This window comes from Deinococcus grandis (assembly GCF_001485435.1).
Taxonomy (GTDB): domain Bacteria; phylum Deinococcota; class Deinococci; order Deinococcales; family Deinococcaceae; genus Deinococcus; species Deinococcus grandis.
Map to the genome: position 1 here is coordinate 2,630,289 of NZ_BCMS01000001.1, position 21,192 is coordinate 2,651,480.

General features: G+C 69.8%; 19 protein-coding genes. 5 read left to right on the forward strand and 14 right to left on the reverse strand.

What is annotated here, in order from left to right; translation table 11 throughout:
- Positions 1-13: 13 nt before the first annotated feature.
- The gene (locus DEIGR_RS12755; RefSeq protein WP_058977795.1) at positions 14-439 is read left to right on the forward strand and encodes a hypothetical protein; all 426 of its coding nucleotides are present in this window, start codon (positions 14-16) and stop codon (positions 437-439) included.
- A 294-nt stretch (positions 440-733) separates the two neighbouring features.
- The gene (locus DEIGR_RS12760; protein ID WP_058978728.1) at positions 734-3,217 is read left to right on the forward strand and encodes a glycoside hydrolase family 3 C-terminal domain-containing protein; all 2,484 of its coding nucleotides are present in this window, start codon (positions 734-736) and stop codon (positions 3,215-3,217) included.
- 51 nt (positions 3,218-3,268) lie between these two features.
- On the opposite strand, the gene DEIGR_RS12765 is transcribed toward DEIGR_RS12760, so the two are convergent.
- The 7 genes from DEIGR_RS12765 to DEIGR_RS12795 all read right to left on the reverse strand — a co-directional run bounded on the left by DEIGR_RS12765 (position 3,269) and on the right by DEIGR_RS12795 (position 11,704).
- Positions 3,269-3,958 carry an HAD family hydrolase gene (locus DEIGR_RS12765; RefSeq protein WP_058977797.1) on the reverse strand — a complete coding sequence of 230 codons (690 nt, stop codon included), beginning with the start codon at positions 3,956-3,958 and terminating at the stop codon, positions 3,269-3,271.
- A 105-nt stretch (positions 3,959-4,063) separates the two neighbouring features.
- Positions 4,064-5,194 (reverse strand): XdhC family protein, encoded by a 1,131-nt coding sequence (locus DEIGR_RS12770; RefSeq protein WP_058977799.1) that lies wholly within the window; start codon positions 5,192-5,194, stop codon positions 4,064-4,066.
- A gap of 155 nt (positions 5,195-5,349) precedes the next feature.
- Entirely contained in the window at positions 5,350-7,722 is a 2,373-nt protein-coding gene (locus tag DEIGR_RS12775; protein WP_201785753.1) for an aerobic carbon-monoxide dehydrogenase large subunit, read from the reverse strand.
- Entirely contained in the window at positions 7,719-8,282 is a 564-nt protein-coding gene (locus DEIGR_RS12780) for a (2Fe-2S)-binding protein (protein ID WP_058977801.1), read from the reverse strand. The genes DEIGR_RS12775 and DEIGR_RS12780 overlap by 4 nt, the downstream gene beginning before the upstream one ends.
- Positions 8,279-9,166 carry an FAD binding domain-containing protein gene (locus DEIGR_RS12785; protein ID WP_058977802.1) on the reverse strand — a complete coding sequence of 296 codons (888 nt, stop codon included), beginning with the start codon at positions 9,164-9,166 and terminating at the stop codon, positions 8,279-8,281. The genes DEIGR_RS12780 and DEIGR_RS12785 overlap by 4 nt, the downstream gene beginning before the upstream one ends.
- Before the next feature lie 477 nt (positions 9,167-9,643).
- Positions 9,644-11,263, reverse strand: coding sequence for a catalase (locus DEIGR_RS12790; RefSeq protein WP_083524049.1), 1,620 nt, complete (start codon positions 11,261-11,263; stop codon positions 9,644-9,646).
- Between the two features lie 120 nt (positions 11,264-11,383).
- A complete protein-coding gene (locus tag DEIGR_RS12795) occupies positions 11,384-11,704 on the reverse strand; it encodes a hypothetical protein (protein ID WP_160329936.1) in 321 nt (106 codons plus the stop codon).
- 152 nt (positions 11,705-11,856) lie between these two features.
- Between DEIGR_RS12795 and DEIGR_RS12800 the strand changes: the two genes are divergently transcribed.
- A complete protein-coding gene (locus DEIGR_RS12800; protein ID WP_058977807.1) occupies positions 11,857-13,074 on the forward strand; it encodes a saccharopine dehydrogenase family protein in 1,218 nt (405 codons plus the stop codon).
- Between the two features lie 76 nt (positions 13,075-13,150).
- Positions 13,151-13,447, forward strand: coding sequence for a YciI-like protein (locus DEIGR_RS12805; protein ID WP_058977809.1), 297 nt, complete (start codon positions 13,151-13,153; stop codon positions 13,445-13,447).
- A 7-nt stretch (positions 13,448-13,454) separates the two neighbouring features.
- Here DEIGR_RS12805 and DEIGR_RS12810 read toward each other — a convergent pair whose 3' ends face one another.
- The 7 genes from DEIGR_RS12810 to DEIGR_RS12840 form a co-directional block, all read right to left on the reverse strand.
- Positions 13,455-15,146, reverse strand: a complete 1,692-nt coding sequence (locus DEIGR_RS12810) for a putative ABC transporter permease subunit (RefSeq protein WP_058977811.1) — start codon at positions 15,144-15,146, stop codon at positions 13,455-13,457.
- Positions 15,143-15,931 (reverse strand): ABC transporter ATP-binding protein, encoded by a 789-nt coding sequence (locus DEIGR_RS12815; RefSeq protein ID WP_058977813.1) that lies wholly within the window; start codon positions 15,929-15,931, stop codon positions 15,143-15,145. The genes DEIGR_RS12810 and DEIGR_RS12815 overlap by 4 nt, the downstream gene beginning before the upstream one ends.
- Positions 15,932-16,020: 89 nt before the next feature.
- Positions 16,021-17,469, reverse strand: coding sequence for a bifunctional UDP-N-acetylglucosamine diphosphorylase/glucosamine-1-phosphate N-acetyltransferase GlmU (glmU, locus tag DEIGR_RS12820; protein WP_058977815.1), 1,449 nt, complete (start codon positions 17,467-17,469; stop codon positions 16,021-16,023).
- A gap of 115 nt (positions 17,470-17,584) precedes the next feature.
- Positions 17,585-18,505 (reverse strand): prolipoprotein diacylglyceryl transferase, encoded by a 921-nt coding sequence (gene lgt / locus DEIGR_RS12825; protein ID WP_058977816.1) that lies wholly within the window; start codon positions 18,503-18,505, stop codon positions 17,585-17,587.
- A 103-nt stretch (positions 18,506-18,608) separates the two neighbouring features.
- Entirely contained in the window at positions 18,609-19,394 is a 786-nt protein-coding gene (gene tatC, locus DEIGR_RS12830; protein WP_058977817.1) for a twin-arginine translocase subunit TatC, read from the reverse strand.
- Between the two features lie 20 nt (positions 19,395-19,414).
- Positions 19,415-19,645, reverse strand: coding sequence for a twin-arginine translocase TatA/TatE family subunit (locus DEIGR_RS12835; RefSeq protein ID WP_058977819.1), 231 nt, complete (start codon positions 19,643-19,645; stop codon positions 19,415-19,417).
- A 228-nt stretch (positions 19,646-19,873) separates the two neighbouring features.
- Complete coding sequence (locus DEIGR_RS12840) at positions 19,874-20,602, reverse strand: SDR family oxidoreductase (protein ID WP_058977821.1); 729 nt, start codon at positions 20,600-20,602, stop codon at positions 19,874-19,876.
- Between the two features lie 61 nt (positions 20,603-20,663).
- Here DEIGR_RS12840 and DEIGR_RS12845 point away from each other — a divergent pair, with 61 nt between their 5' ends.
- Complete coding sequence (locus DEIGR_RS12845) at positions 20,664-21,185, forward strand: hypothetical protein (protein ID WP_058977823.1); 522 nt, start codon at positions 20,664-20,666, stop codon at positions 21,183-21,185.
- The last annotated feature ends 7 nt before the right edge of the window (positions 21,186-21,192 follow it).

The following is a 21,192-nucleotide window of genomic DNA, read 5'->3' on the forward strand; positions in this document are numbered from 1 at the left end:
TACGCTGCGTCCCATGACGACTTCCGATGTTCAGATCGACTTTCAGGCCGGTCAGCGCTGGACGTACCGCACCCGCCCCGGCGAGGACACGAGCACCGTGCTGATCCTGCGCCGCGACGACGAAGCGACCGGAACGGTCCTGCACATCGCGCTGGACGGCCTGCGGCTGGGGAACCCCCACCTGCCGGGTGGCGTGCAGACCGAACTGGGTCACGCCCCCATCGCGGCGGACGCACTGCGTGCCAGTGTGCTGGACCTGATCGAGGTGAACGCTCCCCTGCCCGCCGACGAGGGCGGCTACCGCCAGTGGCGCGAGGCGGCCGACCGGGGCGAGGCGGGCGTGTTCACCCTGACCCTCGCGGAGCTGCTGGACCTGATCGGGCGGGCGGTGGCGCCGACGCCCGTGGGGGGCCTGTTCGGCAAGTCGAACCGCCGCTGACAGCGGGGATCAGTTCCACCCCGGAGCGAGGGCCGCGCGGTCCGGACAGGTCCTTCCGTGAAAACGGTTTCGGGTGTACGCTGCCGGACATCACTGATACGGATTCCGTTTGTTTCGCCGACAATCCGGAACGTCACCGGATTGCCGGCTCCACGTCCGGAACCCGTTTCTCTCCTTCTCTGCGGGGTAGCTCGTACGAGTCGCATCCGCTCGGATTGAACGGGCTTTGCAGCCCATTCAATCGGAGTCCGCATGAACCGTTTCAGCGTTCCGCCCGCTCTCCTGAGGTGCCTCATGAACCAGACTCCGACCCACCCCGATCCCGACGCCCTGCTCGACCAGCTGACGCTGGAGGAACAGGTGGCCCTGCTGTCCGGCGCGGACGCGTGGCGCACCGCCGCCGTGCCGCGCCTGAGCATCCCGCCGCTGAAGGTGAGTGACGGCCCGGCGGGCGTGCGGGGGGGCGGGCCGCTGATCGGGGGGCGGCGCACGGCGGCGTACCCGGTGGGGATCGCGCTGGGCGCGACGTGGAACCCGGACCTGCTGCGCGAGGTCGGGGGGTCGCTGGCGCGCGAGGCGCGGGACAAGGGTGCGACGGTGCTGCTCGCGCCGACCATCAACGTGTTCCGCTCGGCGCTGAACGGTCGGAACTTCGAGAACTACGCCGAGGACCCGGTGCTGACCGGGCGGCTCGCGGCGGCGTACGTGCAGGGCCTGCAGGCGGGCGGGGTGGGCGCCACGCCGAAGCACTTCGCGGGGAACGAGTCGGAATTCCAGCGGGGCACCATCGATTCTGTGATCGACGAGCGGACGCTGCGGGAACTGTACCTGCGGCCCTTCGAGATCGTGGTGAAGGAAGCCCAGCCCTGGGCGATCATGACGGCGTACAACCGCCTGAACGGCCCGTACTGCTCGCAGCACCCCTGGCTGCTCCAGAAGGTCCTGCGGCGCGAGTGGGGCTTCACGGGGCTGGTCATGAGCGACTGGGGCGGCACGCACTCGGCGGCCGAGGGCGTCCTGGCGGGCCTGGATCTGGAGATGCCCGGTCCGGCGGTGGCCCGCAGGCCGCTGCTGGAGCAGGCGCAGGCGGACCCGGAGGTGCGCGCGGGCGTGCGTGAACGGGCGCGGGCGGTGCTGCACCTGCTGGCCCGCACCGGCACCCTGGATGAGCCGCTGGACGTCGCGGACGATCACGAGCGCGACACCGAGTACCCGGAGACGCGCGCGCTGATCCGCCGCGCGGGGGCGGAGGGACTGGTGCTGCTGAAGAACAGCGGCGGCGCGCTGCCCCTACCGGCAGGGGCGCGGGTGGCGGTGATCGGCCCGAACGCCGAGGCCGCGCAGGTGATGGGCGGCGGCAGCGCGCAGATGAACGCCCACCGCCGCGTCTCCCCTGCCGAGGGCCTGCGCGAGGGGGGCCGCGTGAGCGTGGTCGGCAGCGCCGAGGGCACCGGGCACGAGCGGTACCTGCCGGTGCCGCAGGTCGAGACGCGCATCGAGTACCGCGATCAGGAGGGCGGCCCGGTGATGGGGCAGGACACGCGCCCGCAGGCGGAGGTGATGTTCTTCGACCTGCCGGACGGCGTGAACCCGGACTCGTTCCACGCGACCCTGACCGTCACGGTGGACGCCCCGCAGGGCGGCGAGTACGAGGTGAGCCTGGGCAGCGCGGGCCTCAGCCGCCTGTCGGTGGACGGCCAGCCCGCCGTGAACAACTGGGAGGACTGGAGCATCGGGGAGCTGTACTTCTCGTTCGGGTCCGGCGAGCGCCGCGCGCCCGTTCACCTGAGTGCCGGGCGGCACACGCTGAGCGTGGAGTACACGCCGCACGTCATGGACATCGGCATCACGCCCTTCAATGCCGTCCGGGTGGGTTTCCGCGCCCGTCCGGACGGGGACCGGCTGGCCCGCGCCGTCGCCCTGGCCGCGCAGGCGGACTGGGTGGTGCTGTGCGTCGGCACGACCGGCGAGTGGGAAACCGAGGGCGTGGACCGCGCGGGCCTCACCCTCCCCGGCGATCAGGACGCGCTGGTGGAGGCCGTGCTGGACGTCAACCCGAACGTCGTGGTGGTCCTCCAGACGGGCGGCCCGGTCGAGATGCCCTGGCTCCCGCGCGTGCCCGCCGCCATGCAGGCGTGGTTCGCGGGGCAGGAGGTCGGGCACGCCGTCGCGGACGTCCTGACCGGGCTGGCCGAGCCCGGCGGGCGCCTCCCGCAGACGTTCCCGCACTCCCTGGCGGACGACCCCACCCACCCGCTCACGCCGGACGTGCAGTACCCCGGCGAGGACGGCCGCGTCGAGTACCGCGAGGGCCTGTACACCGGGTACCGCCACGTGGACCGCTCGGGCGTCACGCCGATGTTCCCGTTCGGCTTCGGCCTGAGCTTCACGACCTTCACGCTGGGCGCCGCGCGGCTGCACGCCCCGGCGTTCCCGCAGGGCGCGGCGACCGTGACGGTCCCGGTCACGAACGCGGGAGCACGGCCCGGCAGCACCGTCGCGCAGCTATACGTGCAGCCCCCGCAGGGCCGCGTGGATCGCCCCCTGAAAGAACTGCGCGCCTTCGCGAAGGTGCACCTGAACCCCGGCGAGACCGGGGACGCCGTGCTGACCGTCACCCCGCGCGACCTCGCATACTTCGACGTGACCGCGCAGGCGTGGGTGGCCGACCCCGGCGAGTACGTCCTGCACGTCGGCCAGAGCAGCGCCGACCTGACCACGCAGGTCACGCTGACCCTGCCACAGGAGTGGCGCGAGGCACTGCCCGACACCGACTGACGGTCACAACGAGGGGGGGCACGATGCCGAAGCAACCGCGCCCCCTCCCGTTCACTCCTCGTCGTCCCGTTCGGCCGGTGCGGGGTCGAGGAGGTCCGCGCTGCCCGGCACCATCGCGTAGTCACACAGCGCCAGGAACGCCGCGTCGCCCGGCAGTGCACTGACGCCCAGCGTGAACTCAGCGTCCAGCTGCGACAGCAGGTAGTTCACGGCGAGTTCCGGGCGCAGGTCACGCGGCAGCAACCGCAGCGCGTCCGGGGTGCGTTCCAGCCGCAGGGTGTCGCGCAGCGGTCCCTCGGCCAGCCAGTCCTTCAGTTCCCGCTCGGCCTGATCGAGGGGGCGGGGCAGGCCGTACGGGTGGCGCAGTTCCACGCGCAGCAGCCGCCCGTGCCGCTCGGTGCGGGTCAGGTCCAGGTCCAGCTGCGCCAGGGCGCTGACGTGCCCGGCGGCCTGCGCGGCCAGTTCCAGCGCGCCCTGCGCGGCGTCCAGCGTCTCCACGGTCAGGCGGCGCCACGCGGGGTCCTCCGCGCCGTCCGGGTCGAGCAGCACCGCGCCGTGCAGCAGCACCTGCCAGGACGTGAACGCGGCGGGCACGTTCAGCAGCGCCTCCTCGTCCAGCGCCGTCACGGGAATCAGCTCAGCGGCGCGCAGCAGGCTCGACAGGCCCGACGCGACGCGGTCCAGCTCGTCGGACCCCGCGTGCAGCAGGGTCCCCTCGGGATTCAGGAAAGCGGCGATCATGCCCGCCACTGTACGGCCCCCGGCACGGCTGTGCCCCTGTGAACCTGGCTCCCCTCGAGGGGAGCTGGCCGCGCAGCGGACTGAGGGGTTCCCCTGGAGCCCAATTCAGCTGGGCGTGAGGTAACGCGCGGGGTCTTTCAGGAAGCGGGCCTTGCAGTGCGGGCAGCAGAACGCGTAGGTCACGCCCGCGTGGTCCGCCGTGTGTTTGGCGGGCAGGGTGACGGTCATGCCGCACACCGGGTCCACGGCGCTGTCGCCCGTCAGGACGGGCAGTTCGGTGAGGCCCATGACCTGCGCGGCCAGCCCGGTGGGCGCGGCGGGTGGTGTGCTGCCTGCTGCGGGTGGAAGCGTGGTCGGTTCGGCCTCCGGCGCGGCGGGGACGGGCAGCGGGGCGGCCCCGTGCCCGGCCCGGTCCAGCTGCACGAGTTCCGCCAGGACGCTCAGCGCCACCTCGTGCGGGGTGCGGGCCCCCAGGTGCAGGCCCGCGGGGGCGCGGATACGGTCCAGGTCGGCGTCGCTGAAGCCGCTCAGGACGCGCAGCGTGTCGCGGACGGTCGCGGCGCGCCGCGCGCTCGCCAGCAGGCCCACCGGGTTCGGCTGGGCGCGCAGCAGGGCCTCGATCGCGGTTTCGTCGTAGTGGCCCTGGGACGCCACGACGCTCCGCACGCGGGCGCGCTGCGCGGCGGGCAGGGCCGCCAGACGGGCCGTCAGGGCGCCCAGCGGCACGGCCTCCGGTTCGTCGGGCACCTCGTCGTCGTCCAGCACGCGCCACACCCGGTCACCCATCAGGCCAGCGTGCGCGGCGATGGCCCGCGCGACCGGCGTGTGGCCCACCACGACCAACAGGCGCGGCGGCAGCAGCGGTTCCAGGAACACCTCGCTCTGCCCTTCCGACGCGCAGTTCATCGGCACCGTGACCCGCTCGGCAAAGGCGTGCTCGGCGTCCGGCGCGGCGCCCGGCACGATCCGCACCAGTCGCGCCTGCCCACCCTGGAGCGCCAGCAGCGCCTGCCGCCGCACGATCTCTCGGGAGCACGCGCCGCCCACGAAGCCCTCCATGCGGCCGTCCGCGTGAATGAGCGCCTTGTCGCCCACCTGCGCCGACACCGGCGCGCGGCGCGACACGACGGTCGCCACGACCACCGCCGCGCCCTCACGCGCCAGCCCCGCCAGCCGCTCGGGCAGGTCCGGAATGAATTCGGTGTCCCCGGTGGGACGCTGGGGATCAGGGGTCATACGGTCTCCGATGGATACACCCGCCCGGTGAGGGGCGGGGACGCAAGTTGATGCCGGGGGCAACCCCTCAGTCACCTGCAACCCCTCAGTCACCTGCGGTGCCAGCTCCCCTGAGAGGGGAGCCAGGAAGGGAGGAGGGTCAGGGGGGCAGTTGGTCAGTCGCTCGCGGTGGCGCTCTGGGCGTCGCGAACGGCGCGCCAGACTTTCTCGCGGGTCAGGGGCATGTCGATGTGCGTGACACCCAGGGGGGCGAGGGCGTCCATGACGGCGTTCACGAACGCGGCGGGGCTGCCGACGTTGGGGCTCTCGCCGACGCCTTTGGCGCCGATGGGGTGGTGGGGGCTGGGGGTGACGGTGCTGCCGGTTTCCCAGACGGGGGATTCGACGGCGGTGGGGATCAGGTATTCCATGAAGTTCGGGGCGAGGTTGTTGCCCTGTTCGTCGTAGGGGATTTCCTGCATGAAGGCGATGGCGAAGCCCTCGGTGAGGCCGCCGTGGACCTGTCCTTCGACGATCATGGGGTTGATGACGGTGCCGCAGTCGTCCACGGCGAGGAAGCGGCGGACCTTGACTTCGCCGGTGTCGGCGTCGACGTCCACGACGGCGATGTACGCGCCGTGCGGGAAGGTCATGTTGGGCGGGTCGTAGTACAGGCTGGCTTCCAGGCCGGGCTCAACCCCTTCGCCGGGGTTGGTGTACGCGGCGAACGCGACGTCTTTCATGGTGACGGAGCGGTCGGGGGCGCCCATGACCTGGAACTTGTGGTCGGTCCATTCGATGTCGTCGGGGGACGCTTCGAGGAGGTGCGCGGCGACTTTCTTCGCTTTCTCGCGGACGCGGCGGGCGGCGAGGGCGATGGCGGCGCCGGCGACGGGGGTGCTGCGGCTGGCGTAGGTGCCCAGGCCGTAGGGGGCGGTGTCGGTGTCGCCTTCTTCCACGAGGATGTTCTCGGCGTCCAGGCCGAGTTCCTCGGAGACGATCTGCGCCCAGGTGGTCTCGTGGCCCTGGCCCTGGCTCTTGGTGCCGGCGCGGACGATGCCGGTGCCGGTGGGGTGGATGCGGATCTCGGCGCTGTCGAACATCTTGATGCCGAGGATGTCGAAGTGTTTGCTGGGTCCGGCGCCGACGACTTCGGTGAAGGTGCTGATGCCGATGCCCATGTACTCGCCGCGGGCGCGTTTCTCGGCCTGTTCCTTGCGCAGGTCGGCGTACCCGATCTGGTTGAGGGCCTTGTCGAGCGTTCCGGCGTAGTCGCCGCTGTCGTACGTGAAGCCCAGCGCGCTCTGGTACGGGAAGGCTTCTTTCTGCACGAAGTTCTTGTGGCGCAGTTCGGCGGGGTCCATGTCGAGTGTGCGGGCCAGGATGTCCATGCCGCGTTCGATGGCGTAGCTGGCTTCCGTCACGCGGAACGAGCAGCGGTACGCCACACCCCCGGGGGCCTTGTTCGTGAAGTACGCGTCGAGTTCGGTGAACGCGACGGGGAAGTCGTAGCTGCCGGTGACGATGCCGAACATCCCGGCGGGGTACTGGGTGGGGTCGGCGGCGGCGTCGAACGCGCCGTGGTCGGCGACCGTCTTGACTTTCAGGGCGGTGACGGTGCCGTCCTTTTTCGCGCCGATGGTGACGTCCATGTGGTAGTCGCGGGCGAAGCCGGTGGTGGTGAGGTTCTCGGTGCGGGTCTCGATCCACTTGACCGGGGTCTTGAGGATCAGCGCGCCGACGATGGCGCACACGTAGCCGGGGTACACCGGGACCTTGTTGCCGAAGCCCCCGCCGATGTCGGGCGCGACCACGCGGATCTTGTCTTCGGGGATGCCGGTCACCAGGGAGATCGCGGTGCGGTACACGTGCGGCGCCTGACTGGTGACGTGGAAGTGCAGGCGGCCCATCGCGTCGAACTGCGCGACGCAGCCGCAGGGTTCCAGCGGGGCGGGGTGGCAGCGCGGGGCGTACACGCGTTCGTTGACGGTGACCTCGGCGCCGTCCAGGGCGGCGTCGGTGCCGCTGCGGTCGCCGCTTTCCCAGTGGTAGATGTGGTTGGTCTTGTTGTCGCGGTCGTCGCGGAGGATGACCTCGTCCTTCATGGCGTCGAAGGGCGTGGTGACGGGGTCGAGGGGGTCGTAGTCCACCTCGACGAGTTCGGCGGCATCCAGGGCGGCCTCGCGGGTGTCGGCGAACACCGCGGCGACTTCCTGGTGCTGGAAGAGGACCTTGCCGACGGCGAGGACCATCTGCTTGTCGAAGCCGTGGAAGGTGGGCAGCCACCCGAGGTTCGCCGCGACGAGGTCCTCGCCGGTGATGACGGCTTTCACGCCGGGCACGGCCAGCGCGGCCGTCTTGTCGATGGAGCGGATGCGGGCGTGCGGGTAGGGGCTGTGCACGATGACCATGCTGAGCATGCCGGGCAGGCGGATGTCGTCCACGTAGTTGCCGTTGCCGGTCAGGAAGCGCGGGTCCTCCTTGCGTTTCATGCTGCGGCCCACGCTGTAGCACTGCTTCTCGCTGCCGTTGTTGGTGTCGGTGCTCACTGGGCGCCTCCCGTGGCGGTGTCCTGTCCGGTGGCGGCGGCGGTCAGGGCGTCCAGGGGGCTGCCCTGGTCCTCACGCATGACCCGCGCGGCCTGCTGGACGGCCTTGACGATGTTGTTGTAGCCGGTGCAGCGGCACAGGTTGCCGCCCAGGAACTCGCGGACCTCCTGATCGGTCGGGTCCGGGTTGTGTTCCAGCATGGCCTTGGCGGTCATGAGCATGCCGGGCGTGCAGTACCCGCACTGCAGGCCGTGCTGGTCCCAGAACGCCTGCTGCAGGGGGTGCAGGTTGCCGGGCGCGCCGAGGCCCTCGACGGTGGTGATCTCGCGGCCCTCGGCCTGCACGGCGTACATGGTGCAGGACTTCACGGGGGTGTCCCCGTCGAGCAGCACCACGCAGCACCCGCACGAGGAGCTGTCGCAGCCGACGTGCGTGCCCTTCAGGCCGGTGTCGCGGATGGCGTACGCGAGCAGGGTGCGCGGCTCGACGCTCTGGGTGTGGGTCTGGCCGTTGATGGTCAGGGTGACGGTGGTCTTCGCTCCGGTTTCGGCGGTGGTCATGCGGTGGCTCCCAGGGTGACGTTCAGGCGCCCGGCGGCGCGGCGCAGGCCACGCGCGACGAGCACGCGGGCCATGTCCTTCTTGTACTCGGCGCTGCCGCGCGTGTCCGCGAACGGGTCGCTGGCCAGCCGGGCTTCCTCGGCGGCGGCCTGGATCAGCGCCTCGGTCAGGGTCTGCCCGACCAGGATGCGTTCGGCGGCCTCGACGCGCACGGGGCGCGGTCCGGCGGCAGTCAGGGCGACCCCGGCCTCGGTCACGCGGCCCTGTTCGTCCAGCGTGAGCTGCACGGCGGCGGCGGCGGTGGCGTAGTCGCCGACCTTGCGTTCGATCTTCTGGTACGCGCCGTGGGTGCGTTCGCCGGGCGTGGGGAAGCGGACCTCGGTCGCCATCTCGCCCTCGCGCAGGTCGGTCTGGAAGGAGTCGACCAGCCACTCGTCGATGGGCACCTCGCGTTCACCTTCGGGGCCGCGCACGATGACGACGGCGCGGGCCGCGAGGGCCGCCGCGCCCCAGTCGCCGCTGGGGTCGTTGTGGCACAGGCTGCCGACGACCGTGCCGGTGCAGCGCACGACCGGGTCAGCGACGACGTCGCCGGTGTCGGTCAGGAGGCTGTAGCGGGCGCGGACGTTCGCGTCGCGTTCCAGGGTCACGTCGGCGGTCATGGCGCCCACGCGCAGGTACCCGCCTTCTTCACGCAGGTACTTCAGTTCGCTCAGCGGGCCGATGTCGACCAGGACGGTGGGGCGGGCCAGCCGGTAGCGCATGGCCGGGATCAGGCTCTGCCCGCCGGCCAGGATGCGGGCGTCACTGCCGTGGCGGGCCAGTGCGGCCAGGGCTTCCTCTGCGGAATGGGCGCGGATGTAATCGAATGCAGCTGGAAACACGTTTTCCCCCTTGTGGACCGGCGCGCGGGCCGGACACGCGAACGAACGGTGCCGGATGAACTGTGATCTTGACCATAAAGAGTATGAACCCTTTCTGAAGGTTCGTACAGCGGGAATGACTACAGGACGCCCGGTCAGCAGGCAGCTGGGCGAACAGAAAAAACCCACCCCGGTCAGGGTGGGTCTGGGTGCCTGGGGGGTGGGTCATACGGATTCCGTTTGTTTCGTTGACAGAGCGGAAGATCACCGATCTGTCAACTCCACGTCCGGAACCCGTTTCGCTCCTTCTCGCATCCGCTCGGATTGAATGGTTTGCACAAACCATTCAATCGGAGTCCGTATCATACGGATTCCGTCTGTTTCGCTGACAACCGGGAACTACACCGGGTTGCCAACTCCACGTCCGGAACCCGTTCTTCTCCTACTCGCATCCGCTCGGATTGAACGGCTGTACAAGCCATTCAACCGGAGTCCGTATCAGTCGTCGGCGCCGACGACCATCTCGCGCGAGGGGGTCTGGTCGCCCCCGGCGGCGTTCGTGTGCGTCTCGGTGAGGATGCCGCTCAGTTCCGGGTGCCCCTCGGCCTTCTTCTGCCTGATGCCGTCGCGGACGTTCCCGGCGAGTTCAGCGGAGACCCGTTCCAGGTGCCCGATGAAGCGGTCGGCGATGAAGGCGGGCACGTCGGCCAGCGCGCCGGCGAAGTTCATGGCGAGGCGCTTGCGCTCGTCGGGCTGCATGACGGCGTACAGGTCGCGCGGCTGGCCGTACAGGTCGGTGTCGTCCTCGGGCCAGCCGTAGCGGTCGGCGAGGCTGCCCAGCGGCATGGGGGGTTCCTGCGGGGTGCCGTCCGCGACGGCGGGGCCGCCGTACGAGTTCGGTTCGTACACGGGCGTGCCGCCGAAGTTCCCGTCGAAGCGCGTCTGGCCGTCGCGGTGGTAGGTCATGACCGGGCAGGCGGCCTTGTTGACGGGCAGCGCGGCGTAGTTGATGCCGATGCGGTAGCGGTGCGCGTCGGCGTAGCTCATGAGGCGCGCCTGGAGCATCTTGTCGGGGCTGGCGCCGAAACCGCGCGGCATGTTGCTGGGTTCGAACGCCGCCTGTTCGATCTCCGCGAAGTAGTTCTGGGGGTTCTCGTTCAGTTCGAATTCCCCGACCTGCATCAGCGGGTAGTCCGCGTGCGGCCACACCTTGGTCAGGTCGAAGGGGTTGATGTGGTACGTCTCGGCGTCCGCCTCGGGCATCACCTGGATGCTGACGGTCCACCTGGGGTGCTCGCCGCGTTCGATGGCGTCGAACAGGTCCTGGAAGTGGTAGTCGGGGTTCGCGGCGGCGATCTTCGCGGCGACCTCCTCGGTGAGGTTCTGCACGCCCTGCTGGCTGTGGAAGTGCCACTTCACGTAGAAGCGCTCGCCTTGTTCGTTCCACAGGCTGTAGGTGTGGCTGGAGTAGCCGTTCATGAACCGGAACGAGCGGGGCAGGCCACGGTCGCCGAACAGGTACATGACCTGATGCAGGCTCTCGGGGCGCAGGCCCCAGAAGTCGAACTGCATGGCGTTGCTGCGCCGCCCGGTGACGGGGTGGCGTTTCTGGCTGTGGATGAAGTCCTGGAATTTGATGGCGTCGCGCACGAAGAAGATCGGGGTGTTGTTGCCGACCATGTCCCAGTTGCCGTCCTCGGTGTAGAACTTCAGCGCGAAGCCGCGCGGGTCGCGGACGGTGTCGGCGAAGCCCTTCTCCCCGGCGACGGTGCTGAAGCGGGCCAGCATGCGGCACTCGGTGCCTTCCTTCTGGAAGAGTTTCGCGGCCGTGAGTTCCGGGATGGCGCGCGTGACGCGGAAGGTGCCGAAGGCGCCGCTGCCCTTGGCGTGCACGACGCGTTCGGGGACGCGTTCGCGGTTGAAGTGCGCCATGCGTTCGAGCAGGTGCCAGTCCTGCAGCAGCACGGGGCCGCGCTGTCCGGCGGTGAGGCTGTTGGTGTTGCTGGGGACCAGATTCCCGGAGTGGTTGGTCAGGGGCGCGCCGGGGGCCTGGGGCGCGGTGGTCTGCATGTCGGGGGATTCGGTGGGGGCGTAGGACGCGGCGTTCTTCTCGGGCATGGCGCACTCCTGGGTTCGGTGGGGGCGAGGTGGCATCGGACCCCCCAAACTTAATAGGAATGCTTCTCAATAAAGTGAGGGGGACGTCAGACTTCCATGAAGCTCTCCCTCACGCCGTTCTCACGGACGCCGCTCGATCACGTACGACCGCCCACCCTGCACGCCCACCGTCACCCGCGCTGCGCCGTCCTCCACCCGCACCTCGCACGATTGCGCCTGCGCGGGCAGCGGCCCCGGCACGGCGTCCACGCACGCCTGCGTGAACCCCACGTTCGGCGACGGCTTCCCCGCCAGCACAGCGTCCGCCACGCGCGCCGCGTAATCCCGCACGCCCCGCCCCTGCCACGCCAGCGTCGCCACCACCACACCCACCAGCGCGAAGAACACCACCAGCACCACCACGAACGTCCGCACACTGCGCGCCCGCATCTCCGGCGTCACCTCGCGCAGCTCCCCATCCCCGCGCAACCCCGGCCCCCCCGGCCGGGCAGTTGGTTGGGCAGACGGCTGGGCAGTTCGCTTGGCAGACGGGCGGGGACGCGGACTCACCCCCTCACCCTAGCGCCGCGGGCAGGCAGGGTACACTGACCCCCATGAGCAAGGTCATCATCATCGGAGCGGGCGGCGTCGCCAACGTCGTCGCCAAGAAATGCGCCCAGAACGACAGCGTCTTCACCGAAGTGCTGATCGCCACCCGCACCGTCGCCAAGGCCGACAAGATCGTCGCCGAGATCAAAGAGCACATGCCCGACAGCAAGGCCGTGTTCACCACCGCCACCGTCGACGCGGACAACGTCCCCGAACTCGTCAAATTGATCAACGACTTCGGCCCGAAGATGGTCATCAACGTGGCCCTCCCCTACCAGGACCTCACCATCATGGACGCCTGCCTGGAAACCGGCGTGCACTACCTGGACACCGCCAACTACGAACCCAAGGACGTCGCCAAGTTCGAGTACTCCTGGCAGTGGGCGTACCAGGACCGCTTCAAGGAGAAGGGCCTGATGGCGCTGCTCGGCTGCGGCTTCGACCCCGGCGCCACCCAGGCGTTCACCGCGCACCACGCCAAGCACCACTTCCAGGAAATCCACTACCTGGACATCGTGGACTGCAACAACGGCAACCACGGCAAGGCCTTCGCCACGAACTTCAACCCGGAAATCAACATCCGCGAGATCACCGCCAACGGCCGCTACTGGGAAAACGGCCAGTGGGTCGAGACCCAGCCCCTGGAAATCAGCCAGGACATCTACTACCCCAAGGTCGCCACCCGCAAGAGCTTCGTGCTGTACCACGAGGAACTCGAATCCCTCGTCAAGCACTTTCCCACCATCAAGCGCGCCCGCTTCTGGATGACCTTCGGCGAGGCGTACATCAAGCACCTCAACGTCCTCGAGGGCATCGGCATGACCTCCATCGAACCCATCGACTTCCGCGGCATGAAGGTCGCCCCGATCGAGTTCCTGAAGGCCGTGCTCCCCGCCCCCGAGAGCCTCGCCGCCGGGTACAGTGGTCAGACCTGCATCGGCGTGCAGGCCAAGGGCATCGGCAAGGACGGCCAGCCCAAGGTGCACTTCGTGTACAACGTCAAGGACCACGCCGACTGCTACCGCGAGGTGCAGGCGCAGGGCGTGAGCTACACCACCGGCGTGCCCGCCATGATCGGCGCGATGCTGATGCTTCAGGGTGAGTGGATGCAGCCCGGCGTCTGGAACGTCGAACAGCTCGACCCCGACCCCTTCTTCGACGCCATGAACAAGTGGGGCCTGCCCATCAGCGAACTGGCCGACATCGAACTCGTCAAGGACTGAACCACCCCATCAGGACCGTGCGCCGCTCCCTCCTCGGGCGGCGCACGTCCTTTTATGCCCCCGGTACACTGCGCGCATGCACTTCCTGCTGCTGTACCGCGACCTCGTCCCCGACTACGTCACGCGGCGCGAACCGCTGCGGGCCGCCCACCTCATGCACGCACAGGCTGCCGCCGACCGGGGAGAACTGCTGCTGGCAGGCGCGCTGACCGACCCGGTGGACGGCGCCGCCCTGCTGTTCCAGGGCGACACCCCGGACGCCGCCGAGCAGTTCGCCCGCACCGACCCCTACGTGCTGGGCGGCCTGATCGGCAGCTGGGAGGTGCGGCGCTGGCACACGGTGGTCGGGGCGGGCGCGGCGCACCGGCCCTGACGGTCGGTCACTCCAGCTGGTCGAGGCGCTGCCAGCCACTGCGGAGGCTGAGGTATGTGCCGAGGACGGTGGCGAGCAGCAGGCCGATCAGTCCGAGGATGCCTTCGATGGTGGTCAGGGCGCTGTAGCCGGGGTATAGGTCGGGCCGCAGGACGCTGCCGGCGGCGGGGCGGGCGAGCAGCAGGAGGCACAGGACGGAGTAGGCGAGGCTGAGGCCCATGAAGGCGAGGCCGCCGGGGCTGACGCCGATCTCGGCGGGGTTGTCCGCGTCGAATTTGGGCGCGGCGGCGCCCAGGCCGACGCCGAGCGCGGTGATGACGAGGGCGTTGCTGACGCTGACCAGCACGCTGAGCAGCAGCAAGGTGGGGCCGAGGTTCATGCTCAGGGCGCTGGCGACGCCCATGACGAGGCCCACAGTCAGGGTGACGGGCAGCACGCCCAGGAACTTGCTGAGGACGATCTGGCGCGGCTCGATGGGCGCGGTGCGCAGCAGCCAGTAGCCGCGCGCCTCGGTGCTGACGGCGGGGAACGCGAGGCGGACGGCGATGCCCGCGATGATGAAGCCCTGGAAGGCCAGCTGGATGTACCCGAGGATGCCCCGGAACTGCGGCACCGGGATGGGCACGGCCCTGACGCTCACGAGGTACACGCCGGCCAGCGCCACGACCACGAGCAGCTGGCTCCACTGGGTGGGGTCGCGCAGGGTGACGCGTAGGTCCTTGGCGGCCAGCGCGCCGCCGGGGCCGAGGCGGGTCAGCAGGCGTTCGCTGAATCCGGCGCGGCGGGGGCGCGGGTCGAGTCTGGGGGTGCTGGAGTCCAGGGCGCGGGCCCAGCCGTCCTGGTAGGCCTTCGCGGCGAGGAGGGTCGCGCCGAGGAGCAGCGTGACGGTCAGCAGCAGGAGGGGCAGCAGCGGCGCGGCGAGGTGTCCGTGGGCGGCCTGCCAGATGCCCTGCGCCGCCCAGGAGGGCGGGAGGAGGGGGCTGCTGGGTCCGGCGAAGTCGCGCAGCAGGGCCTCGACCCTGGTGGGGTCCTGGAGTTTCTGAACGAGGACTTCCGGCCGCAGGGCGCGGATGGCGTACACCAGCGCGGCGCTGATGATCACGCCCAGGCCGGTGCTGACCTCGCGGACGCGGCCGACCGGGGCGACGCGCATGAGCAGCACGGCCAGCAGCGCGCCGAGGCCCACCGGCGCGGCGAACACCAGCAGCGTGGCGAGAATCATGACCGGGTACGCCCAGGCGGGCGCCTGGAAGTACGCGGCGACGGTCAGCAGCAGCGGCAGGGTCAGGAACACGGGGACCAGCGCGGCGTTCAGGAACGTCTCGGTGACCTTCAGCGCGAACACGCGGGTGGTCCTGATGGGCTGGGTCAGCAGGAAGTTCAGGTCGTCGCTGAGGTACAGGGTGCTGATGGCGGCGGTGGTGGCGCTGAACGTCACGCCGCTGCTCAGGGTGATCAGGCCGATCTCCAGCACGCGCGCGAACACGTTCAGGCCGATGTCCCCGAAGCGGCCCAGGAACGTCAGGGCTTTCCAGGTGCCGATCACCTCGCCCACCACGAGGAGCAGGGCCAGCGTGCCGACGAGCGCGTAGCCCCACTTCGGGGCCTTGCGGATGGTGTGGGCCAGCGCGCGGAGTTTCAGGGCGCTCAGGCTGGGCTGGGTGGCGCGGGCGGGGCGGGGGGCGGGCGTGGCGGTCAAGCGCCCACCCCGGCCACTCCGGCTTCCTCGCGGGCGCGTCGCCCTTCCTCCAGTTCATCCTCCAGCAGGCGGAAGAAGATGCGTTCCAGGCTGTCGCCGTGCACGCCGCCCGCCTCGGTGCCGGTACGGGCGCGCAGGTCGTCCATTGAGCCCTCGCCGAGGACCTTGCCGCGGTCAAGCACGACCAGCCGGTCGCAGACGGCTTCCGCGACGGGCAGCGAGTGGGTGGTCAGCAGCACCGTGCGGCCCCGGTCGGCATGGGAACGGAACAGGTCGCGCACCTGCCGCGCCGCGTGCGGATCGAGGCCCACCATGGGTTCGTCCACGATCAGGACCGGCGGGTCGGGCAGCAGCGCGGCGACGATCGCCACCTTCTGCCGCATGCCGTGCGAGTACGTCTCGATCAGCTCGTTGCCGAAGTCGGTCAGGCGGAAGAACTCCAGCCAGCGGTCGATCTCGGTATCCGAATTGGGCACCTGATACAGCTGCCCCACGAAGCGCAGCAGCTCCCGGGCGGTCAGCTTGCCGTACAGGTACGGGCGGTCCGGGATGTACCCGAACGCCGCCTTGGCCTTCACCGGGTCGCGCCACACGTCGAAACCCGCCACGCGCACCGTGCCGCTGGTCGGGCGGGTCAGGCCGACCAGCGCGCGGATGGTGGTGGTCTTCCCCGCCCCGTTGCTGCCCAGCAGGCCGAACACCGCGCCGGGCTGCACCGTGAACGACAGGTTGCTGACGGCCTCGTGCCGCCCGTAACGTTTCGTGTACCCACTGACCTCAATCATGAGAGGCAGCGTACGCCCGCGCTTCTGACGCCGCAGTCACATTTGCCGAGAGGGGGGGGCCGCGCACCCGTCCCCCCTCCCGGCCCTGGTCAGTCCTGGCGGCTCAGCCAGCCGGCCAGCCAGGGGAGCTTGACCTGCACCTTCTCGCGCAGGCCGCCCCAGTAGCGGCGTGACCAGCCGTCGAGGGTGCGCTGCTTGCCGCGCGCGACGGCCATGGCGCCCTCGGGCACGTCGTCGTGGACGGCGCTGCCCGCCGCGATGAACGCCGCGTCCCCGATGACGCGCGGGGCGATCAGGGTGCTGTTGCTGCCGATGAACACGCCCGCGCCGACCGTGGAGCGGTGCTTGTTCACACCGTCGAAGTTCGCGACGATGGTCCCGGCGCCGACGTTGGTTTCCTCGCCGATCTCCACGTCGCCCAGGTACGCGAGGTGCCCGGCCTTCACGCCCGCCGCCAGCTGCGCGTTCTTGGTTTCCACGAAGTTCCCGATGTGCACGCCGCCCGCCAGGACGGTGCCGGGACGCAGGCGCGCGAAGGGACCCACGTCACTGCCGGCGCCGACGACCGCGCCGTCCAGGACGCTGTGGGCCTTGATGGTCACGCCCTCGTCCAGGGTGCTGTCGGTGATGACGCTGTACGGGCCGACAGTGACGCCCTCTGCGATGCGGGTGTCGCCGCGCAGGATCACGCCGGGTTCCAGCGTCACGTCCCGGCCGATCTGCACGGTGTCCTCGATGTACACCGTCTCGGGCATGTGGATGGTCACCCCGGCGCGCATGTGCTCCTGCGTGATGCGCGCGCGGATGATGCTCTCGGCCTCCGCGAGACCCGTGCGGTCGTTGGCGCCCATGACCTCGCCAGGGTCGGTGAGTTTGAAGGCGTGCACCTCGGCGCCCTCGGCCTTGTACAGGCCCAGCAGGTCGGTCAGGTAGTACTCGCCGCTGGCGTTGTCGTTCGTGATGCGGTGCGCGAGGTCGGTGGCGCGGGCGTCCATGAGGTACACGCCGCTGTTGAATTCCCGCACGGTGCGTTCCAGGGGCGTGGCGTCCTTCTGCTCGACGATGCGTTCCACGTTGCCCTGCTCGTCGCGGATGATGCGGCCGTACCCGGTGGCGTCCGCGAGTTCTCCGGTCAGGACCGTGAAGGCGCTGCCGCGCGCCCGGTGGTCCCCCAGCAGGGCGGCCAGGGTGTCGGGGCGCAGCAGGGGCGTGTCGCCGTACAGGACCAGCACGTCGGCGCCCTGGTGGTCGTCCAGCGCGTCCAGACCCTGGATGAAGGCGTGCCCGGTGCCCAGCTGCTGCTCCTGCCGGGCGAACACCACGCCCGAGCCCTGTAGCGCGGCCTCGACGCGGTCGGCGCCGTGGCCGGTCACGACGACCACGTTGCGCGCGCCCAGGTCACGGGCGGTCTTCACGGCCCAGGCGACCATCGGGCGGCCCGCGACGGGGTGCAGCACCTTGGGCAGGCTGGATTTCATGCGGGTGCCCTGCCCGGCGGCGAGAATCACGACGTCCAGCGGACGGATCTGTTCAGTCATAGCCTGCCCACTGTACCAACCGCCCGGTCGGGCCGGGCGCGGGCAGACCTGAGCGACCCACACGAAAAGGGGTGCCCCCGGCGGTGGGGACACCCTCTGTGCAGGTGACGGCGGCTCAGGCCGGCGCGTCGGCCGGGGCTGCCGGGGCGGGCGGGCCCTTGCGGCGCAGGCGGATCAGCATCCAGATGCTCACGATGATCAGCGGAATGCTGATGATGTGCGTGTCGGTGAACAGGCCGATGCCGGGGGCGTCCAGGCCCTGATTCAGGTACGCCCTGGGCGACAGGGGGTTCAGGCGGAAGGTCTCCTCCCACCCGGCGCGCAGGATGGAGTACCACAGCCAGAACTGCCAGAACACCCAGCCGGGGATGCGGCTGCGCAGCCAGAAGAACGCCGCGACGGACAGGATGATCCCGATGATCACGCCGTACAGCTGCGTGAAGTGCACGGGCGCGGTCATGACGAGCTGCCCGCCGATCTGCTGGCAGTACTGCGACAGGTCCATGTCCGGGTTGGCGTTCTTGATGCACATGCCGTCATGGAAGGCGCGGGCACTGTCCGGCCAGCGGAACCCGATGGGCCAGCCGGTCACGCGGCCCACCGTGTCGGTGCCGTTCATGATGTTCCCGATGCGCCCGCCGATGATCCCGAAGGCCACGCCGGGCACGCACAGGTCCGCGTAGCGGTAGAAGTCCATGCCCTTGCGGCGGGCGTAGTACAGCATCACGAGAATGCCGCCGATCAATCCGCCGTGGATGCTGATGCCGCCCTGGCGGAGGTTCACGATGTCCAGCAGCACGCGGGGGAAGGGGATGTTCTCGAACTGGTGCCAGGAGGTCACCACGAACACCAGCCGGGCCCCCACGAGGCCCCAGACGATCATCCAGAGAATGAGGTCATTGAAGAGGTCGACGTTCAGGCCGCGTTCGCGGGCCATGCGCGTGCCGACCCACACGCCGGCGACGATGCCCAGGGTGATGAGCACGCCGTACCAGGCAATCGTGAAATTGCCGATTTGCAGGAAGATGGGATCCATAGGTCGCCTCGCAGTGTAGAGCCTTCGCCGTGGGAACGCGGCCCGCCCGCCCGGAGGCAGGGGGCCGCGCTCAGTGAGTCAGTGGGGTGGGAGCCCCCGGGGGTCAGAAGCTCAGTGGGGCGGGCGTCTCGGTCTCCTCGGTGGGCACAACGCGGAACACGCGCGAGAGGATCACGCTGAGTTCGTACAGGACGTACAGGGGCGCGGCGACCAGCAGCATGTTCATGGGGTCCGGCGTGGGCGTGATCACGGCGGCGGCGATCATGATGACGACCAGCGCGATCCGCCACCCGCCGCGCAGCATGGTGTGGTTCACAATCCCGATGCGGGTGAGGATCACGGCCAGGATGGGCATCTCGAAGGCCAGCCCGAAGGAGATCAGGAAGGTCGTGACCATGCCCAGGTACGAGCCGATGCTGAAGTACCCTTCGACCGTGCCGCCCATGAAGTCCGCGAGGAAGGGAATCATGGTGGGCAGCACCATCTTGTACCCGAAGAGCGCGCCGCCCAGGAAGGCCACGCCGGCACCCAGGATGAAGGGCAGCGCCCAGCGACGTTCGTGGACGTACAGACCCGGGGCGATGAAGGCCCACACCTGCCACAGGATGAACGGCAGGGCCAGCGCCAGTCCCGCCCAGAAGGACATGTTCAGGCTCAGCATGAGCTGCTCGGTGAGTTGCAGCGCGACCAGCTTGACCTTGTCCGCCTGATACAGCACGGAGTGGGTGAGGGGCTCTTTGAAGAACTCGATCAGCTGGACGCGGTACTGGAAGGCGACGGCCATGCCGACCGCCAGGAAGATCACACTGATGATGATCCGTTTGCGCAGTTCATCCAGGTGATCGAACAGCGGGGCGCTGCTCAGTTCTTTGGGGGGAATGGCGGACATGACGCGCTCCTTTGCGGGACTCAGCGGCGGTCGCTGATGGGCTCGCTGACCGGGGTGACGGGCGTGGCAGGCGTCACGGGATCCAGCGGGCGCGAGGGCACATCGGTCACGGCCTGTTCCTTGTGGGTTTCACGCTTGAATTCCTTGATGCCCTGCCCGAGGCCCTTGCCGAGTTCCGGGAGTTTCTTGGCACCGAAGATGAGGGCGATCACGGCGATGATCAGGATGATTTCCAGGGGTCCGAGGCTCATGTTCTGCTCCTTGCACTGCCCGCGCGGGCAGGATCGAGTGAGGTGTGGGGGTGCGGGGCCGTCTTACCCTGAAGGTATGCGAGCGGAGGCCGATCGGATGGAGGGCAGCTCACCTATCAAACCTTAATGGCGGTTGGTCAAACGACGGTGAAGGCCCCGCGCGGCCCCCAGCGTGCCCCGGCAGGCGCGGTCCAGATGCCCCGGCCCTCCCCCTGTGGCCAACCAGCTTCAGATGCTCCAGCCGCCGTCCACGAGGATCTCCTGACCCGTGATGTACGCCGCCTCGTTCGTGGCGAGGAACGCGACGGCGGCGCCCACCTCGTTCGGTTCGCCGAAGCGCCGCGCGGGAATGCGGGCCTTCAGACGTTCGGCGTCGGCCGGGTCGGCATGCAGGGCGTTCAGGCGTTCGGTGGCGGTGTAGCCGGGCGCGACGGTGTTGCAGGTGACGCCGTCCGCGGCGACTTCCAGCGCCAGGGTCCGCAGGTGGTTCGTGACGGCGGCGCGCATGGCGTTGCTGACCGGGAGGTTCAGCGCGGGGCGGCCCACGGTCAGGCTGGTCACGGCGATGATGCGGCCCCAGCGGCGCTCGCGCATGCCGGGCAGCACCGCCGTCGCCAGCCGCGCGGTGCTCATGAAAGTCGTCTGGAAGCCCTGCGCCCACGCTTCCTCGGTGACGGCGCTGGGCTGCGCGGGGGGCGGCCCGCCCGCGTTGCTGACGAGGATATCCACCTGCCCGGCCGCCTCCACCGCCGACGCCACGCCTTCCTGCGTGCCCACGTCCGCCACGACCCAGCGGGCGCCGATGGCGTCGGCGGCGCGGCGCAGCACGTCCTCGTTGCGGGCGGCCAGCGTCACCTGCGCCCCCAGGCGGATCAGATCGTGCGCGGCGGCCAGCCCGATGCCGCGGCTCCCGCCGGTCACCAGGGCGCGTTTCCCGTTCAGCTGAAAGAGGCTCATGCGCCGAGGGTACACCGCGCGGGCCGCACACACGGCAGGCGGAACTGGCATGCTCGGGGCTATGGGCTGCGACATTCACGAGTACTACGAGATGCGGCGCAACGGCGTGTGGGAGCCAGCCGACCTCAACCCAATGCCGGACACCAGCGGAATGAGCCTGGAAGAGGAAGATCGGATCTTTGAAGCCCACTGGGGGCATCCGCTGGAGCTGGGCCGGGATTACGACCTCTTCGCGCTGCTGGCCGGCGTCCGCAACACCATCGAGATCGAGCCCATCACCGCCCCGCGCGGCGTGCCGGGCGATCTCAGCGCCGCCCTCCAGGCTGCCTGGGCAGAAGCGGAGGTCTGGTGTCATCACCCGTCGTGGCTGACGCTGGACGAGTTGCTGCGCTTCGACTGGGATCAGCCGCTGCGGGATCTCGACCTGAGCGAGGTGAGCGTGAAGCGCCGCCTGGAACGGGACGTGCGCACCTACCGCGACCTGGGACAGGCCACGGGGCTGCTGAGCCGCGTCGTGCCGTACCTTCAGACTCAGGTGGCGGACCCGGCGGACCTGCGGCTGGTGTTCTGGTTCGACAACTGACCGGCCC

Excerpts from the sequence above, each read along its gene's own strand:
- DEIGR_RS12755 (WP_058977795.1), top strand. The coding sequence starts at position 14 with ATGACGACTTCCGATGTTCAGATCGACTTTCAGGCCGGTCAGCGCTGG.
- DEIGR_RS12760 (WP_058978728.1), top strand. The coding sequence starts at position 734 with ATGAACCAGACTCCGACCCACCCCGATCCCGACGCCCTGCTCGACCAG.
- DEIGR_RS12765 (WP_058977797.1), bottom strand. The coding sequence starts at position 3,958 with ATGATCGCCGCTTTCCTGAATCCCGAGGGGACCCTGCTGCACGCGGGG.
- DEIGR_RS12770 (WP_058977799.1), bottom strand. The coding sequence starts at position 5,194 with ATGACCCCTGATCCCCAGCGTCCCACCGGGGACACCGAATTCATTCCG.
- DEIGR_RS12780 (WP_058977801.1), bottom strand. The coding sequence starts at position 8,282 with ATGACCACCGCCGAAACCGGAGCGAAGACCACCGTCACCCTGACCATC.
- DEIGR_RS12790 (WP_083524049.1), bottom strand. The coding sequence starts at position 11,263 with ATGCCCGAGAAGAACGCCGCGTCCTACGCCCCCACCGAATCCCCCGAC.
- DEIGR_RS12800 (WP_058977807.1), top strand. The coding sequence starts at position 11,857 with ATGAGCAAGGTCATCATCATCGGAGCGGGCGGCGTCGCCAACGTCGTC.
- DEIGR_RS12805 (WP_058977809.1), top strand. The coding sequence starts at position 13,151 with ATGCACTTCCTGCTGCTGTACCGCGACCTCGTCCCCGACTACGTCACG.
- DEIGR_RS12815 (WP_058977813.1), bottom strand. The coding sequence starts at position 15,931 with ATGATTGAGGTCAGTGGGTACACGAAACGTTACGGGCGGCACGAGGCC.
- glmU (WP_058977815.1), bottom strand. The coding sequence starts at position 17,469 with ATGACTGAACAGATCCGTCCGCTGGACGTCGTGATTCTCGCCGCCGGG.
- lgt (WP_058977816.1), bottom strand. The coding sequence starts at position 18,505 with ATGGATCCCATCTTCCTGCAAATCGGCAATTTCACGATTGCCTGGTAC.
- tatC (WP_058977817.1), bottom strand. The coding sequence starts at position 19,394 with ATGTCCGCCATTCCCCCCAAAGAACTGAGCAGCGCCCCGCTGTTCGAT.
- DEIGR_RS12835 (WP_058977819.1), bottom strand. The coding sequence starts at position 19,645 with ATGAGCCTCGGACCCCTGGAAATCATCCTGATCATCGCCGTGATCGCC.
- DEIGR_RS12840 (WP_058977821.1), bottom strand. The coding sequence starts at position 20,602 with ATGAGCCTCTTTCAGCTGAACGGGAAACGCGCCCTGGTGACCGGCGGG.
- DEIGR_RS12845 (WP_058977823.1), top strand. The coding sequence starts at position 20,664 with ATGGGCTGCGACATTCACGAGTACTACGAGATGCGGCGCAACGGCGTG.